The sequence below is a fragment of the Micromonospora sp. NPDC051141 genome (assembly GCF_044455765.1).
Classification (GTDB): domain Bacteria; phylum Actinomycetota; class Actinomycetes; order Mycobacteriales; family Micromonosporaceae; genus Micromonospora.
This window is the reverse complement of the sequence record NZ_JBITFD010000013.1, coordinates 111,333-126,419: the sequence shown is the minus strand read 5'-3', so window position 1 is coordinate 126,419 and position 15,087 is coordinate 111,333. Positions and strand designations below refer to the sequence as shown.

General features: G+C 69.4%; 14 protein-coding genes and 2 pseudogenes. 9 read left to right on the top strand and 7 right to left on the bottom strand.

Features of this window, described 5'->3' with window-relative positions:
* Positions 1–4 precede the first annotated feature (4 nt).
* A complete protein-coding gene (locus tag ACIA6B_RS23930) occupies positions 5–370 on the bottom strand; it encodes a VOC family protein (protein ID WP_396776461.1) in 366 nt (121 codons plus the stop codon).
* A 35-nt stretch (positions 371–405) separates the two neighbouring features.
* Positions 406–1,395 (bottom strand): hypothetical protein, encoded by a 990-nt coding sequence (locus tag ACIA6B_RS23925; protein WP_396776459.1) that lies wholly within the window; start codon positions 1,393–1,395, stop codon positions 406–408.
* 111 nt (positions 1,396–1,506) lie between these two features.
* On the opposite strand from ACIA6B_RS23925, the gene ACIA6B_RS23920 reads away from it, so the two are divergent.
* Positions 1,507–3,663 (top strand): MMPL family transporter, encoded by a 2,157-nt coding sequence (locus tag ACIA6B_RS23920; protein ID WP_396776457.1) that lies wholly within the window; start codon positions 1,507–1,509, stop codon positions 3,661–3,663.
* Between the two features lie 9 nt (positions 3,664–3,672).
* On the opposite strand, the pseudogene ACIA6B_RS23915 reads toward ACIA6B_RS23920, so the two are convergent.
* Positions 3,673–3,780 (bottom strand): annotated as a pseudogene (locus ACIA6B_RS23915) (DNA-binding response regulator); the annotation flags it as partial.
* Between the two features lie 211 nt (positions 3,781–3,991).
* Between ACIA6B_RS23915 and cyaB the strand changes: the two are divergent.
* Positions 3,992–4,549 (top strand): class IV adenylate cyclase, encoded by a 558-nt coding sequence (cyaB, locus tag ACIA6B_RS23910; protein WP_396776455.1) that lies wholly within the window; start codon positions 3,992–3,994, stop codon positions 4,547–4,549.
* On the opposite strand, the gene ACIA6B_RS23905 is transcribed toward cyaB, so the two are convergent.
* Entirely contained in the window at positions 4,507–5,121 is a 615-nt protein-coding gene (locus tag ACIA6B_RS23905) for a macro domain-containing protein (protein WP_396776453.1), read from the bottom strand. The genes cyaB and ACIA6B_RS23905 overlap by 43 nt on opposite strands.
* A gap of 307 nt (positions 5,122–5,428) precedes the next feature.
* On the opposite strand from ACIA6B_RS23905, the gene ACIA6B_RS23900 reads away from it, so the two are divergent.
* From ACIA6B_RS23900 to ACIA6B_RS23885, 4 genes and pseudogenes are all read left to right on the top strand, one after another.
* Positions 5,429–6,613 carry a DNA cytosine methyltransferase gene (locus ACIA6B_RS23900; RefSeq protein ID WP_396776451.1) on the top strand — a complete coding sequence of 395 codons (1,185 nt, stop codon included), beginning with the start codon at positions 5,429–5,431 and terminating at the stop codon, positions 6,611–6,613.
* Positions 6,606–6,863 (top strand): annotated as a pseudogene (locus tag ACIA6B_RS23895) (GIY-YIG nuclease family protein); the annotation flags it as partial. The gene ACIA6B_RS23900 and the pseudogene ACIA6B_RS23895, both read left to right, overlap by 8 nt.
* Positions 6,864–6,884: 21 nt before the next feature.
* The gene (locus tag ACIA6B_RS23890) at positions 6,885–7,448 is read left to right on the top strand and encodes a GIY-YIG nuclease family protein (RefSeq protein ID WP_396776613.1); all 564 of its coding nucleotides are present in this window, start codon (positions 6,885–6,887) and stop codon (positions 7,446–7,448) included.
* A 48-nt stretch (positions 7,449–7,496) separates the two neighbouring features.
* Entirely contained in the window at positions 7,497–7,970 is a 474-nt protein-coding gene (locus ACIA6B_RS23885; RefSeq protein WP_396776449.1) for a very short patch repair endonuclease, read from the top strand.
* 149 nt (positions 7,971–8,119) lie between these two features.
* On the opposite strand, the gene ACIA6B_RS23880 is transcribed toward ACIA6B_RS23885, so the two are convergent.
* Positions 8,120–9,019 carry a phosphotransferase family protein gene (locus ACIA6B_RS23880; RefSeq protein ID WP_396776447.1) on the bottom strand — a complete coding sequence of 300 codons (900 nt, stop codon included), beginning with the start codon at positions 9,017–9,019 and terminating at the stop codon, positions 8,120–8,122.
* A complete protein-coding gene (locus ACIA6B_RS23875) occupies positions 9,016–10,452 on the bottom strand; it encodes a helix-turn-helix domain-containing protein (RefSeq protein ID WP_396776446.1) in 1,437 nt (478 codons plus the stop codon). Before ACIA6B_RS23875 ends, ACIA6B_RS23880 begins: the two co-directional genes overlap by 4 nt.
* Positions 10,453–10,951: 499 nt before the next feature.
* Between ACIA6B_RS23875 and ACIA6B_RS23870 the strand changes: the two genes are divergently transcribed.
* From ACIA6B_RS23870 to ACIA6B_RS23860, 3 genes are all read left to right on the top strand, one after another.
* Positions 10,952–11,590, top strand: coding sequence for an FAD-binding oxidoreductase (locus ACIA6B_RS23870; RefSeq protein ID WP_396776444.1), 639 nt, complete (start codon positions 10,952–10,954; stop codon positions 11,588–11,590).
* Positions 11,591–11,617: 27 nt separating this feature from the next.
* Complete coding sequence (locus tag ACIA6B_RS23865; protein ID WP_396776442.1) at positions 11,618–11,917, top strand: hypothetical protein; 300 nt, start codon at positions 11,618–11,620, stop codon at positions 11,915–11,917.
* A 244-nt stretch (positions 11,918–12,161) separates the two neighbouring features.
* On the top strand, positions 12,162–12,620 hold the full coding sequence (locus tag ACIA6B_RS23860; protein WP_396776440.1) for a hypothetical protein: 459 nt from the start codon (positions 12,162–12,164) through the stop codon (positions 12,618–12,620).
* Here ACIA6B_RS23860 and ACIA6B_RS23855 read toward each other — a convergent pair.
* Complete coding sequence (locus ACIA6B_RS23855) at positions 12,604–14,976, bottom strand: hypothetical protein (RefSeq protein ID WP_396776438.1); 2,373 nt, start codon at positions 14,974–14,976, stop codon at positions 12,604–12,606. The two genes, ACIA6B_RS23860 and ACIA6B_RS23855, sit on opposite strands and share 17 nt — an antisense overlap.
* Positions 14,977–15,087 lie beyond the last annotated feature (111 nt).

Genomic DNA, 15,087 nt, shown 5'->3' with positions numbered 1-15,087 from the left:
CCGGTCACTCCGGCCGGTGACAGACCGCCTCGACGTTGTTGCCGTCCGGGTCGCGGACGAACGCGCCGTAGTAGGCGGCGTGGTATTCCGGCCAGACCTTCGGCGCGTGCAGCACCTCGGCGCCGGCCGCCACCGCCGCCTCATGGAACGCCCGCACGGCCGCCCGGTCGGGCGCGGTGAACGCGATGTGCAGCGGCGCCGGGGCGGCGTCGGCCGGCGCGGGCTCGACCCAGAAGTCGGGCGTGTCGACGCCGTAGCCGATCGGCCCCGGCTCCATGATCCGCCGGCCGCCCAGCGGGGCGAGGACCGTGTCGTAGAAGGCGGCGCTGGCCTTCAGGTCGCGCACCGCTACGGAGAAGTGGTCGAGCACGTCGCCTCCCTGCGATCGTCGAGAACCCCGCCAGGCTACGAGCCCACTACGACACTTCCCGGGCATTCGGGCGCCGCACTCCCGCCGACCCGCCGGGCGGCCCGCCGCCGCCGGGCGGTGTCCGCGCCGACCAGCAGGCCGGGCAGCGCGCCGAGCAGCCAGATCACGCCCACCGGCCAGTGGATCAGCGCGCCCACCGCGCCCCGGATCCGCGGCTCGTCGCCGACCACGTAGGACGCCTCCGGATCCGACGTGCGGCAGGTCAGCGTCCACGCCCCGGCCGCCGGCAGCCGGACCGAGGCGACCCAGGCGTAGCTGGCGGCGTCCCCGCCGTAGCCGCCGGGCGGCACCCGCACCGGCTCCGCCACCCGGACCGCCGCGCCCGCGCCGGTGAGCCGGCAGTCCGGGGCCGCCGGTGCGAAACCCACCCCGAAGATCGCGTACGCCCCGGGCGCCGGCACCGTGACCCGCCCGGCCGACGTGGCGTAGGGGCCGGCGCCGCCGTACTCCCGAAGGGGTTTCCCGATCGTGCTGCCCTCGGCGCCGAGCCGGACCGCGGACTGTGCCAGCAACGCCCCGAACACGACGGCGAGCGCCCCGGCCAGGTAGCCGCGCCGCGACGGCGGCCGGTCCCGGCGGGGCAGGCGCGCGCCGGCGGCGTACCCGGTCAGCGCGCCGGCCACCGCGAGCGCCAAGCCGCCGAGCAGCGCCCACCCCCAGCGGGCCTCGCCGGTCAGCGGCACCACCCAGCGGAAGAACGCCAGCGACGCGCCCAGCAGCACGGCCGTGACCGGCGTGGCGACGGCCACCGCGAGCGCGGGGCCGGCGACGCCGCGGCGGCGGGGCTGACCGGCCGCGACCAGGGCGGCGAGCACCGGCGACGCCAGCACCGGCCACCACAGCGCGGCGGCGGGCGACGGGTCCTCCTCCCACCGGTGCGTCACCTCGAAGAAGAGCAGTGGAACCGGCACGGTCGCCAGCAGCCACGCCGCCAGGACACCCGGGCCGGGCCACCGAACGCTCATCCACCGATCCTCGCACGCCGTTCATCGACGCGACCGCGCGTGCCGTCCGAAAAGGATTGGTCACCGACGGTAGGATGCTGGCGAGACAGTCGAACTCCACGGGGGGAAACGATGTTCGAGCGACTGGGCAGGTTCGTCGTCGGCAAGGCGTGGTGGGTGATCGGCGGCTGGGTCCTCGCCGCGATCGCCGTGGTGGTCACCAGCCCGTCGTTGAGCGACATCACCTCGGCCGACCAGGAGAGCTTCCTGCCGCGCTCCTACGAGTCGGTGCGGGCCACCGAGCTGGGCGCCAGGGCGTTCCCACAGGCCGCCACCGCCACCGCCACCATCGTGGTCAAACGCGGCGACGGCACACCGCTCAGCGCGGCCGACGAGGCGCGCGTCGGGCAGCTCGCCCAGACGCTGAAGGGCCGGAACATCCCGCAGACCTCCGGCTACCTGACCGGCCCGCCGGCCGTCGCGCCGGACCGGTCCGTGCAGATCATCTCCGTCGGTCTCGACGCCGAGAACCCGGGCGACCCGAAACTGCTCGACGCCGTACGCGACCTGCGCGCCGCGCTCGGGCCGGACCTGGCCGACAGCGGCCTCACCGCCGGGGTGGCCGGCGACGTGGCCAGCTTCGTCGACAACGAGGACACGTTCAACTCGGCGTTCGCGATCGTCGGCGTCGCCACCATCGTCCTGATCATCGGGCTGATTCTGATCATCTTCCGCAGCCCGATCGCCGCGCTGCTGCCGGTCGTGGTGATCAGCGTGGTCATGTCCGTCACCACCGGGCTGGTCGCCGCCGCCGGCAAGGCGTTCGACCTCAACGTCAGCCAGGACCTCCAGACCATCCTGCTGATCGTGCTGTTCGGCATCGGCACCGACTACATCCTGTTCCTGCTGTTCCGCTACCGCGAACGGCTGCGCGCCGGCGACGACAAGCGCACCGCGATGATCGTCTCGGTGCAGCGGGTCGGCGAGGTCATCACGTCCGCCGCCGGCGCGGTCATCGTCGCGTTCCTGGTGCTGCTGCTCGCCTCGCTCGGCTTCTTCGGCTCGCTCGGCCCGGCGCTCGCCATCGCGGTCGGCGTCATGCTGATCACCTCGCTGACCCTGATTCCGGCCGTCGTGTCGCTGCTCGGCCGCTGGGTGTTCTGGCCGTCGAAGGCGTGGCAGCGCCAACCGAAGGCGACGCTGTCCCGGCGGCTCGGCGCCGCCGTCGGCCGTCGACCCGCCGTGGTGGCCGCCGCGTCCGGCGCGCTGCTCGTCGCGCTCGCCGCAGGCGTGCTCAGCTACCAGGCCGACTACGACTTCAGCGCCGGCTTCCCGCAGGACACCGAGTCTGCACGGGCCGCCAAGGACCTCCAGCGCGGCTTCGCCGCCGGCGCGCTCGCGCCCACCGAGGTCTACCTGACCACCGGCAACGGCACCCCGCTCACCGACCAGCAGGTGAACGCGTTCGCCGCCGCGTCGGCCGACGCGCCCGGCGTGGCCCGGGTGCAGCCGGCCGAGCGCAGCACCACCGACCCGGGCGTCGCCCGGATCAACGTGCTGCTCGACGAGAACCCGGTCTCCAACGAGGCGATCGCCCTGGTCCGTGACGACCTGCGGGACGCGCTGCACGCCAAGGCCCCACAGGGCACGACGGCGCTGGTCGGCGGCCCGACCGCACTCTTCGCCGACATCAACTCGGCCAACAACCGGGACCTGTCGGTGATCCTGCCGGTCGCCGCCGCCCTGATCGCGCTCATCCTCGGGCTGCTGCTGCGCAGCCTCGTCGCGCCGGTCTACCTGGTGATCGCCGTGCTGCTCAACTTCGCCGCCACGCTGGGCGCGACCGTCTATCTGTTCCAGGGGCTCCAGGGCAAACCCGGCGTCACGTTCCAGCTCCCGATCATCCTCTACCTGTTCGTGGTGGCGATCGGCACCGACTACAACATCCTCATGATCGCCCGGCTCCGCGAGGAAGCCCGCGAGGGCCACGAACCGCACCGGGCCGCCGCCATCGGCGTGGAACACGCCGGCCCGACCATCGCCGCGGCCGGGCTGATCCTGGCCGGCACGTTCGGGGTGCTGATGCTCGCGCCGATCTCGTTCCTCCAGCAGATGGGCTTCGCGGTGGCGATCGGGATCGTGCTGTCCGCGTTCGTCATGTCGATGTTCTTCGTGCCGGCGTTGACCGGGCTGATCGGGCACAAGGCGTGGTGGCCGGGGCATGGGGACGAGCGGCGCGACGGCGGTCGGCCGGCCGAACCGGAGCCGGCCACCGTCGACGTCGGGTAGCCGGCCGGGTCACGTCTCGCCGGGGCGGACCAGCCCGCTCTCGTACGCGATCACCACGAGCTGGGCGCGGTCCCGGGCGGGCAACTTCTGGAGCAGCCGGCTCACGTAGGTACGCGCGGGGTGTCCTCGAGCAGGAAACCGGCCGCCCCGGCGCGGATCACTTCGAACAGGTGCTCATCGCGCTGCTGCGGTTCGCGCGCTCGACCGCGCCGGCGGGTGAGCCGGGCTGACCTGCGGCAACTGCGACCCCGGGGTGTCGCCGGCCGGCCGACGCGTGGCTGTGGTTGAGTACCCCGGGTACGCGGCGGCCCACAGCCATGGAGACGTGATGACCGACGGCATCCGGGAGATCGAGGTCAAGTACCGGGTCGCGGAGCCCGACGCCCTGATCCGGGCGCTGGCCGCCAAGGGAGTCGCATTCTCGGCGGAAGCACGCCAGGACGACCAGGCGTACGCGGCCAACGGCTGGGACTACGGGCAGAGCAAACAGGGCAGAGCCTTCGCCCGTCTGCGTACCCAGGACGGTCGGCACCTGTTCTGCGTCAAGACACCGCTCGACAACGAGCTGGCCTGCCAGGAACACGAGACCGAGGTGCTCGGCCGCAGCGAGATGCACGCGGCGATCCTGGCGATGGGCTTCCACCCGACGGTACGGATCGTGAAGACCCGCCGGACCGCCCGCCTCGGTGACATGGTGCTCTGCCTGGACGAGGTGGACGGGCTCGGGGCGTTCTTCGAGATCGAGGCGATGGTCGGCGACGGCCGGGCGGCGACGCAGGTGCAGGCGGAGCTGGACCGGTTCGCCCGCTCGCTCGGGGTCGAGCTGGAACGCAGCACGGCAACCTACGACTCGCTGATCAGAGCAGCGTCGGCGGTCGTGGTCTGAGCGGTCGGCACTCGCGCTGCGTCGTTGATAGCCGTCGCCGAGGACCCTGTCAGGCCCTCGCTAGGCTGACCAGCAGTTCTACTGCCGGTGACCACTGGCATGTCGACGGAGTCGTGCGCACCTTCTGGAGGAAACAGCAGAACCCGGACCTCGGGAAGCTCGGCGAATGCCTGCTCGATCATGGGCCGAACCTTCCCCCAATCGAGGCCACCGTTGCCGCAACCAAGCGCGGGAACCGCTACCGAGGTGATCTCCTTCTGGCGTACCACGCGAACCAGGTCCGCCAACCCCGCGCGGATGTCTTCGAGGCGGGAGCTGGCGCGCCAGTGGCCCTTGGTCGGAAAGTTGATCATGTATCGGCGCGGGCCGGGGCGGGCAGAGTCGAAGACGAACATTCCCCCCAAGCTTACCTTCCGAGCCGCACAGGCAGTCCGGTAGGCCTTGTAGTTGGCCAGGTAGTCGCGCTTGAACTGAAGAGCCATGCCCTTGCCCATGACGCCCACCGTGTTGACCGTGTTCACGAGGGCTTCCGCGTCGGCAGTCAGAAGGTTGCCCTGGTTGATGATGATCACTCACGCGCCTCCCTTCGCTGGTGTCCGTAGTACCAGTGCCCTCTGACATGAACGTACGCGTTGATGCTGCCAGCAGCTCGGAGCGCGTGTCCTAGCCGTGGTCCGGCGCGTCGGTCCGCATGACGTCACCGGTGATCAGGTCGAGTGGGAAGTTGCCGGCCGCCTGTCCGGGGTAGGGCTCAGGCGGCACCATCGCCAAGTCTCACTAGGGTGAGCCTCGTCGAATAAAGCGGTAGTGCTCAAGCGGCCCTGCGACACCTGCCACGCAGGATCGACCTACGACCGGATTTGACTTAGGGTCGCCAGGGTGAAGATCGCACCTACGCTGAAGAGTGTCCCGACAGGGCCGGATGCCGCTCCCAAGCCCACAGCCGCCGAGTTCTTCGCGGGCATCGGCCTTGTCCGCCTCGGCTTGGAGCAAGCCGGTATCAGCGTTGTGTGGTCCAACGACATCGAGCCAGCCAAGCAGGAGATGTACGAAGGCCACTTCGGGAAAGACGACGGCCACGTCTTCAAGTCGGGCGACGTGGGCAAGGTCAAAGGCAACGACATGCCTTCCAACCTTGCTCTCGCATGGGCCTCCTTCCCGTGCACTGACCTCTCCCTGGCCGGATGGCGTAGAGGGTTGAGCGGCAGTGAATCATCAACATTCTGGGGTTTCACCAACGTCCTGGACGAGATGGGGGAAGACGCCCGCCCGCCCGTCGTCGCGCTTGAGAACGTCGTTGGGTTCGCCACTAGCCACGGCGGCGAAGACTTGGCGACCGCCATCCGTGAACTCAATCGCCTCGGCTACTCCGCGGACGTCTTGACCCTTGATGCGAGGCGTTTCGTGCCGCAGTCGCGTCCCCGCCTGTTCGTCGTGGGGGCGCTGAACCCTCCAGCCGATGAGCCGGTTCCCAACAGCGAACTTCGCCCTGACTGGCTTCTCGCACCCTTTGGCGACCCCTCCTTGAGGACGCACCGGGCGAAGCTTCCCACGCCGCCCCCTCCCCTCACTTCCGGGCTCTCTGACCTTGTGGAGCAGGTGGGTCCTGACGGTTGGTGGGAGGACAAGCGTCGCGACGCGTTCCTCGGCTCCTTGTCGCCGATGCAGGCAGAGCGGCTTGAGAAGTTGAAGGTCCAGACGACTGTGACCTACCGCACTGCTTACCGCCGGACAAGAAACGGCAAACCGACTTGGGAAATTCGCCCTGATGACATCTCTGGATGTCTGCGAACCGCCCGCGGCGGATCATCAAAGCAGGCGGTAGTAGAAGTGGGCGATGGGGCCGTCCGCGTACGGTGGATGACCCCGCTTGAGTATGCGCGCCTGATGGGAGCCGGGAGCTACACGCTCAATAACCTCCGAAGCAATCAGGCTCTCTTTGGCTTCGGGGACGCTGTATGCGTACCGGTAGTGTCATGGTTGGCGAAGCACTACCTAATGCCTCTCATGTTGGGCACGCTGCAGACGCGCACTGCACCTGAGTTGGCCGTCGTCAATGGCTAGCGCTAACCGACCTGCCAAGAAGAGGAAGCCGGCGAAGAACAAGCTCCCAGCAACTTCTGTTCGTGATTTTCGCGCCCTCCTGGAAGATGCCCTCTCGGCTAGTGACGGCCATGGCCGAAAGTGGGCTGATGCCCGCTGGGGTGTCTATGCCTTCTATGACTACGACGGTGAGCCCATCTACGTCGGACAAACAAACGAGAAGCTTCGTACGCGCATCCGACGACATTTAACGAACCAGCGGACTGATGCCGTCGCTATGAGGATTCTTGACGTGTTTGAGGTCGCGGAGATGCGGCTGTGGCCTCTATGGGAGTACGAGGGGCTGACGAAGAAGGATGATGAGCAGGGTTACGAGGCGGCAAGAACGCGGCTAGATGCGGTGGAGTACGCCGTCTACTTGGAGGCGATCGAGGAAAGTCGTTTCCACGCTATTCTTAACGAAAAAATTCCTCCGCTATCTCATCCAACTCGTTTGCCGCCGTCGCAGGGATTTCCCTTGATTAGTGCTGATACGCGCGAGGAGCGGGGTCATCCAGACGTGCGCATCGCGCGGCGAGCCGAAACCATTGCCCGACTTGCCGCAGTGGCTCATGAACGCGGGGAAGTGTCAGAGGGTCTGCGAAGAGTCCTGGTGATCCAGGCCGTGCGCCTCGCATACATCTCAGCTGTCCGTCTCGCATACGTTGAGGGGCGACCCGAGCCTTCCGCTTCGGCAATCGATGTCGAGGGCCTCGTTGGAACCGTTCTGTACGAGCCCTCCGACCCACGGGGACGGAAAGATAAGGATGAGGCAGAAACTGAGGAAGAAGAGAGCGGCAGCTCGGCAAACGAATAGGCTCGCGAGGCGTCAGTCGGTCACCGGTCAAACGTTGGATGCTTGCATATGCCTGCCGTAGCAAGTGACACGTCTGGCGGTTCTTGGGCGTCCACGCCAGCTATCCGTCGGTCCATGCAGTCAAATCGCAGCCGCGATACCAAGCCCGAGTTATTACTCAGACGCGCCCTGCATGCTCGTGGCCTCCGCTATCGTGTTTGCGCAAAGCCGCTTCCTGAGTTGCGAATGAAGTCCGACATAGTTTTTCGACCGGCTCGGGTGGTCGTGGAAGTCCGCGGCTGCTTCTGGCATGGCTGCTCTGAGCACCATCGCAAGCCCACCGCTAACAGTGAATACTGGACCGCCAAAATTGGTCGGAACGTCGCTCGGGACCGAAGGAACGAGGAATTGTTGCGAGATGCTGGTTGGCTACTGATCACGGTTTGGGAGCATGAAGACCCTATTGCTGCTGCCTCCCGCGTTGATGAGATAGTCCGCCGACGGCGTGCCTTTGACGCCGATCGGGGTGCTAAGGATTTTTGATGAGGCAGCGAATGTCAGCCGGCTTGTCGCAGGCTGCCACGCCGAGAGACGTCAGCCTTGGACCTCTGTAGCCGGGCGTCGCCTCGCCTGAGCTGTTATCCGAGGTGGCGGGCTTGTCGCTTTGTTGTCTGCGCTGGATCGCAGCGAAATTACGTGAGATTAGCAAATGGTGTCCAGCGCCTAGTCGGCTCCATTTGATCTATAGAGCGCATTCGGATGGCGAACTCAGCCGCTACTGCTGCCGAACTAGCGAGAAGAGGAGCCGCAGCTGAGATCATCTTAAGTTCGCGCGCCTCCCGCAGAACGCTCCAGTGGCGGTCGGAGGTGACATCGTACCCGTAGGCATTAGCGAGCCTGCGGTGTGCTTCGCCAGTCCCAAATCGGGCCGCGCCGACTGCGACCGCCGCCAAGTCGACCTGCCAAGGTCCGATGCAGGTGGCGTCGAAGTCGCAGAGGACAACCCGGCCAGATGGCTCGCGGAGCAGGTTCCCGACATGGGCGTCTCCATGAATCAGTGTTCGCTCCGAACGTTCGTTGAGTTCGGCGATCTGGGGCTCCAAGTGTTCGCACCATGCCCTGAGATAGTCATGGTCCTCCGCACTTAGCCCGTCGGCATCAACCAAGCGTCGGCGGGCATCTCCAACCGGGTCCCAGGCAGCGACTGAGGAAGGCGGCGAGTCGAGTGCGTGAAATCGCCGCAAGCTTGAACCCAGGTCTTCGACAGTCGGAGCCGAGGCATTCCCAGGGACGTAGGCCCACACCGATGCAGTCAGATCAGCAACCTCGACAGGTTGCACGACCTTGGGCGCTAGGCGGATCGTTGGCGCGTCTATCTCGGCGAACCAGCGGGCGAGCTGCACCACCTTCGTGACCCGGTCTCTCAGACGATGCGTGCGAGCGATCCGGATGACAAGACCAGATGCCGGCAGCGCGAACACCGCATTGTTCGTCAAGCGGAGCAGCCGAGCATCCTTGGTCGGGACGCCGAGACCGGCCGCGATCTCCCGCATGGCTCGGGTCATCACTTCTTCCGAGAAGCGTCCGCTCATACCGCGACCGCAGCCCGCGCTTTCAGCGCACGCTCGAACTCGGCGACCTCCGGCATCCGGCGATGCTGCTTGAGGTCACGGCGCAGGTTGACAACTCGGTCGACCACGCGGCGGGAGCTGAGTAAACCGGCCTGCTCGACCACTCGTGCGCCGACAGCAAGGGCTCGCTCGGGTTCGTTGGCCAGGAACAGCGCACTGCACAGGCCGACCTCGTTGAGCACCATGCTGCGGACGCTCGCCGGGCCGAACGCCGCGATGGCACCCTCCGCGCTCTGCACCGCCTGCACGGCATGTGTGCCCGCACGCCGTGCCATGTCCCGGTACACCCGACCGTACTGGGCAAGCAGCTCGCCTCGGTCGTAGAAGGCCACCCATGCTGGCTCGCGATCGGGGTCCACGCGCTCGAACTGTTCGGTCGCCCGACCGAGCAAATTCAGCGCTCCCTGGTGGTCGCCGAGCGCCGCAGCCGAGGCGGCTTCCGCCCCCCACAGCACAGCCTTCACTGCCGGGGTGCCGCGTGCGCCGAGCTGGGAGTGCGCCAGTTGCAGCGTCGCCCGCGCATCCTGGTTGTGCCGCAAGTGTTGCAACTGCTTGGCCTGGGCGTAGCGGATCAGCGCAGCCAGTGGCACATCGTCGACGGAGATCGCCGCCCGTTCAGCGGCAACGAAATGTCGTTGGGCGTCCGAGTGACGGCCCGCGTCGAGCGCGGTCCAACCGGCCAACTGACGGGCTGCCGCCACCGCAGCGACCAGGCGGGGCGTCAACCCTGTCGGATGGGACCAGTCCAGCATCCGGTACACCGACTCGGCGAAACGGGCGATCTCTCGATAGAGCAGGCCACCGCCGCTCTCGCGGTCGACCGATCGGTACAGGTCCAGTACGGCATTCAGCCGTGCGACGTCCGTACTGCCGATACGGCGTGGCGGGGTGTCCCCGGCTCCGCCGACCAGGCCGGCACCGACCGCCACAGCGGCGATTCCGGCCAGCAGGGCGCGCCTGCCCTCGTCCGGTCCGACGTGGTTCGAGCCGAACGGAGCGTCTGCCGGGGAGTGCGGGCCGGTGGCGAACCATAGGCGTGCCGGCGGGATGCCGAGCAACGATGCCCAGTGCGCCAGTCGGTCCAGGTGCACCAGCGCAGGCCCGTTCTCGATCCGGCTCAACTGGGCCTGCGTGATCCCCAGCCATGCCGCCACCACGCTCTGCGGCAGCGGGCTCCGCCCGTGGTACGGGTGATACCGGTATGCGCGGATCACTCGCCCGAGGTGCCGCCCGGCCAACGCCATCCGCACCGGTTCGTGTTCCCAGAACGACTCCGGCACCACCGGCGGCGCGCTCAGTCGGTCCCGCTCGGCGGCCTGGCAGGGTGCGCAGCGTCCGCTGGAGTTGTCGCGGGCCAGGCGCCCGCCGCAGCGGGGACAGTTCGCGTGTGTCACCGACAACCTCGCTCTCGCGGGTGGCTGTGTCCGAAATCGAGCCTAACCATTCAAACCCCTCCGCGGCGTGCCGGTATGCATCCCACGCATACCGCCAGGAAGAGAGAGTCGTGACCGGGCGCATACGGAGCGCGCATGACGTCGACGATCACCAGGGAATACGGCCGCAGGCAGCCATGGTCGAGAGTCGACGCACGGCCCGGGGCGGGTGCTGGCTCCGGCGGTGCCGCGCCCCCGATCGCGGCGTGACCGCCGCTCCCGCCCGCCCCGGCGCCGCCACCCGACACCGCGACCCCGGAGGCGCCCACCGATGCCCGCCGCACCCGTCGACTTCCCCGACCTGACCCCGCTCGCCACCCAGGCCCCACCGACCGTGCACACCCCAGCACCGGAAAGCGACCCCGCGCCCGTCCCGCACACTGGCCGCGTGCCGGCGCACGCGACCGGCGCAGGGCGGCTGTCGTGATCCACGAGACGGCGGGCCGGTTTCTGGGCGGCAATGCAGGACCGCTGCCCCGGGCCGCTTCCCGAGCGGGACGCCGCGCTACTGCACGCCACCCTGCTGCGCCTGCTCGACGGCGGCGACGACCGGGCTGCTCGCCTGGCGTCGCTGCGGGTGCTCGGCTGCGCGTACCGCGATCTCGGTTGGCGGCCCTGGCACGCGGCGGCGCTCGGCGGCGCGTTGCTGGCCGTGCCCGGCGTGCGGTGGCGGCGGGTGTGGCGGCTGGTCGAGCGGACCGCGGCCCGGGTGGGTGACGGCCCGGCCTGGTGGCCGGCCCAGGTGGTCGACCACGATCGCGCCGCCGAGGGCGTCGCGGCGCTGACGGTACGCCCGTGGCGGCGGCTGCCGCACCGGCCCGGCCAGGCGGTGCCGGTGTGTACGCCCCGCCACCCTGGACGGTGGCGGTGGCTGTCGCCGGCCAACGCGCCGCGTGCGGACGGCACCGTCGAGTTCCATGTCCGCGCGGTGCCCGGCGGGTCCGTCTCCGGCAGCCTGGTCCATGAGGTACGCCCCGGCGAACTGCTCCACCTCGGCGCGCCCGCCGACTCCGGGCTGGAGTTGGCCGGTGGGGACGACGATCTGCTGCTGGTGGCCGGCGGCACCGGGCTGGCGCCGCTGCGGGCCCTGGTCGAATAGGTCGCCGGCGTAGCGACTCGTCGGCGGGTGACGCTGATCGTCGGCGCACGCACCTTCGCCGACGTGTACGACGCGATCGCGTTGGACAAGCTCCAGCAGGCGTACGACTGGCTGCGGATCGTGCCGGCGTTCTCCGACGACCCGGACGCCGAGCCGGCCGAGCAGGGCACCGCGATCGGCCTGGCGATCCACCACCACCGGTCCGGTCAGCACGTGTACGCGTGCGGGCCGCCCGCCATGCTCGCCGCCGCCCGCCGCTGGCTGCCCATCGCCGGCGTGCCCGCCGACCGCCTGCACCTGCCCGCGCTCGCGCAGCGGGCACGATGAACGGCGGGAATCGACGCCACGAAGGTGCACTCCGCAATTGGCAGACGGAAAGAATCGGCGCTGGAAATTCCACCGGTGCGCTGAACGATTGCGCCACGGCAAAAATATCGGCATGGCGACAGGATGTGTCGGGTGCCACCCCTGGTGATCAGGGAAGACGCCTTCCTATTCTGGTTGGACGAAGGGATTCATCAATGTCCAGCGGGGGTGTGGAATGGCTTTTCCGCGTGCGTACCGAAGGATGGTGGCCGCCGTTCTCGGCGGCCTCCTGATCGTCGCCGGCGTTCCCCGGCCGGGGATGGCGGCGGTGAACCGCGAGATGACCGACTACCTGGCGGCGCACCCGGGCGGGATGCCGGTGAGCGCCAACGAGATCAGCTACGGCGACGGCGCGGTGCTGGTCACGCTGCGCGCACCCGTCGGCACCTACGCGCTGGCCGACTGCCCGTACGGCTGGTACTGCTTCTATGACCGGCCCAACTTCGGCTATCCGCGGGGCAAGCTCTCCGACTGTGGCCGACAGAACCTCGCGACCTGGCAGTGGCAGTTCCGGGTGGCGTCCGCGCACTACAATCTGTCGAGCGGATCGGTCACGTTCTACTACAACAGCACCGCGTTGTTCAGCGTCGGCGCCGGCAACCGGGTTCGTGCCGACGCCGCGCCCTATCGAGACTGGGCCAACTACGTCAACCGTCCCTGTTAGTCGGTTTCGGGTCGGCGCACGGCCGGTCGACGATGGTGTTGGTGCGCCCGCTGTCCAGGAACAGATAGGAAGCGAGCGTCTCGTTGCCGGCGCCGATCTTCTCGTGACTGAGCAGCCGGCCGGTCTTCTCGTCGAACTGCAACACCTCCTGCTGGCCCTCCCCGTTGAAGGCGCTGATCGCGTACCCGTCCCGGCCGGCGCGATCGGGGTAGCTGCCGCCGTCGATGATGCCCTCGGTCTCGGCGAGCAGCCGCAGCAGCGCCGCCCGCTGCGGCGGCGAGAGCGGCCAGAACCGGTACATCTCGGCGACCAGTTCCAGCAGGCCGGCCGCGCTGCGCAGCTCCGGCGGGCGCCCGGCCAGCAGGCTCGCGACCTGCGCGCGCAGCTCGGCCGGATCTGTCGACGGTGGCGGCGGCACCTCGGTCAGCTCGTTCGGACCAAGCGGGGCGACCTTCGCCCGGGACCGCCGGCCGTGGTCGACGGCCTGGACGGTGCGCCGGCCGGTGCCCTCCCGGGTCCACCAGAGCCGCTCCTCGCGGAACCGCTCCGGCCGATCCGAGTGCGGCTTGAGGTCGTCCGGCGACCACACCCGCAGGCAGATGTGGGCGTACCAACCCCGGCTCGGCGGCTCCGACCGCTGCGCCACCCGGGCGGCGATCCGGTCGAGCTGCACGCCCGGGCCGACCGGCGCGAACGGCGTGCCCGCGCGATCGTCGTCGCGGCTGGTCGGCGGCGTCTCGGTCCGGTTGGACGGCATCGCCGTCGGCCGGATGCTCCGGTCGGATACGCCTGCTCCCGCCAGCACCGGCACGAGGCTGATGCCGAGCGCGACGAGAGTCGCCGGGGCGGCGATCCGACGCCAGCCGCCGTTTCCGGCCGGGCCGGCCGGTGCCCGCCGCCCGACGCGGGAGCGCCACCGCCCGCCGCTCCGATCCGCCGCGGCGTTCCGGTTGCGCAGGTGGGGCATCAGTCGGGCCTGCCCCGCATCCATGGCGGGCACCGCGTTGCGCGGCAGAGTCGGCGTGGCGCGGTGCCGCCCCGGGGCGTGCCCCGCGCCGGAAAGCTGGTCCCAACCCGAGGGCCGGGACGTGTCCAATCGCCCGGGCACCGGCGTGCCGGTGCCGGAGGCCGGCGGCGTCACCGTGCGGTGGTGCTCCTCGCGGTGCGCCTCCACCAGGTGCGCGGCCAGTCGGAAGCACCACCGGGCACCGTCCGGACTCACGTTGTCGTAGGTGGCGGCGGCGAGCGCATGGGCGACCGTCGACAGCCGGAACTGCGTACGCCACTCCGGACGCCAGTTGCCGTCGTCGGCGTACGCCGTTCCGGCCTCGTGCGTGAGCCGCACGATGTCGGCCAGTGCCCGGGGCAGCTGGCTCGGTGCGGGCTTGTCCGGCCGGACCAGGTAGCGCAGGAGAGCCTCCGCCTGCCGGGGCGGCAGGCCGGGCGGCCACGTCCCGTCCGGGCCGGGTCGTGGCGCCACCCACCGCAGGACCATGGACATCAGGATGGCGCCCAGGTCGCGGGCCAGCGACGCCCGGCTCTCGTACGACTCGAAGTCGATCAGGTAGAACGTGCTCGGGCGGGGGATGCCGTCGACGGTCGCCGGGATCAGCACGTTGCCGCCGTGGAGGTCGCCGTGCGAACGCCCGACCAGGTAGCGGACGCGGAGGTCGCCGAAGAGCCCGCCCGGCTCGGCCAGCCGCAACGGATTGGGCACCATCCGGCCGTCGACCTCCACCCAGTCCCCGTCCAGGTCGCCGAGCCCGAGCCGGTCGGCGGCCGGGCGGATCGCCCCGAGCGCCTTCGCCGCCGTCAGTTCGTGTTCGACGTACTTTCGCACCGTGGTGGAGGTGGTGGACGGCCCGCCGGCTCCGGCCGGGCGGTTCCAGTCCGTCGGCAGGGCGGTGACCACCTTGCGGTACGCCGTGACGAGGAGGTCGTCGTCCTCGATCTCGTCCAGGGCGACCACCGGGTCACCGCCGTTGGCGACGTCCTGGAAGGAGAGGTGACGACCGTCGCTCACCCACTGCCAGCCGTGGTGCTCCTTGACCATGTGCCGCCTGGCGAAGCCGCCGCCCTCCGCCTTTGCCAGCGTGTGCCGGCCGGACTCGGGCGATCCGTGGCCGCCCGCCGGGTGCACCTTGACCAGTTTCTTGCGGTCGCCGGTGAGCCCCGGACCGGTCGGGCTCTCCACGCTGATGGTGAAAAGATAGGCGGCGGTGTATCCCTGCTGGGGTTCCTCCTGTGGCAGCACCTCGGCGGTGCCGCCCTTGCTGGCCGCCCACTCTCGCAGTGCCGCCAGCACGGGCGCGTCCTGCCGGAGCCACGGCGGTGTGGCGTCGAGACCTTCGTCCATCGTGGTCGTTGAGCTCTCTGGTGATGAGGGATGTGGTCGGAACGTTGAGTGCCGGCTCAAGGTACAGGAAAACTGACGAAGCATCCGCTAACTCGCGCCTCAGGACGAAGC

Bases quoted from the DNA above. Each gene is read 5' to 3' on its own strand.
- cyaB (WP_396776455.1), top strand. From the start codon at position 3,992: ATGACCGACGGCATCCGGGAGATCGAGGTCAAGTACCGGGTCGCGGAG.
- ACIA6B_RS23925 (WP_396776459.1), bottom strand. From the start codon at position 1,395: ATGAGCGTTCGGTGGCCCGGCCCGGGTGTCCTGGCGGCGTGGCTGCTG.
- ACIA6B_RS23880 (WP_396776447.1), bottom strand. From the start codon at position 9,019: ATGAGCGGACGCTTCTCGGAAGAAGTGATGACCCGAGCCATGCGGGAG.
- ACIA6B_RS23920 (WP_396776457.1), top strand. From the start codon at position 1,507: ATGTTCGAGCGACTGGGCAGGTTCGTCGTCGGCAAGGCGTGGTGGGTG.
- ACIA6B_RS23855 (WP_396776438.1), bottom strand. From the start codon at position 14,976: ATGGACGAAGGTCTCGACGCCACACCGCCGTGGCTCCGGCAGGACGCG.
- ACIA6B_RS23870 (WP_396776444.1), top strand. From the start codon at position 10,952: ATGCAGGACCGCTGCCCCGGGCCGCTTCCCGAGCGGGACGCCGCGCTA.
- ACIA6B_RS23885 (WP_396776449.1), top strand. From the start codon at position 7,497: ATGCCTGCCGTAGCAAGTGACACGTCTGGCGGTTCTTGGGCGTCCACG.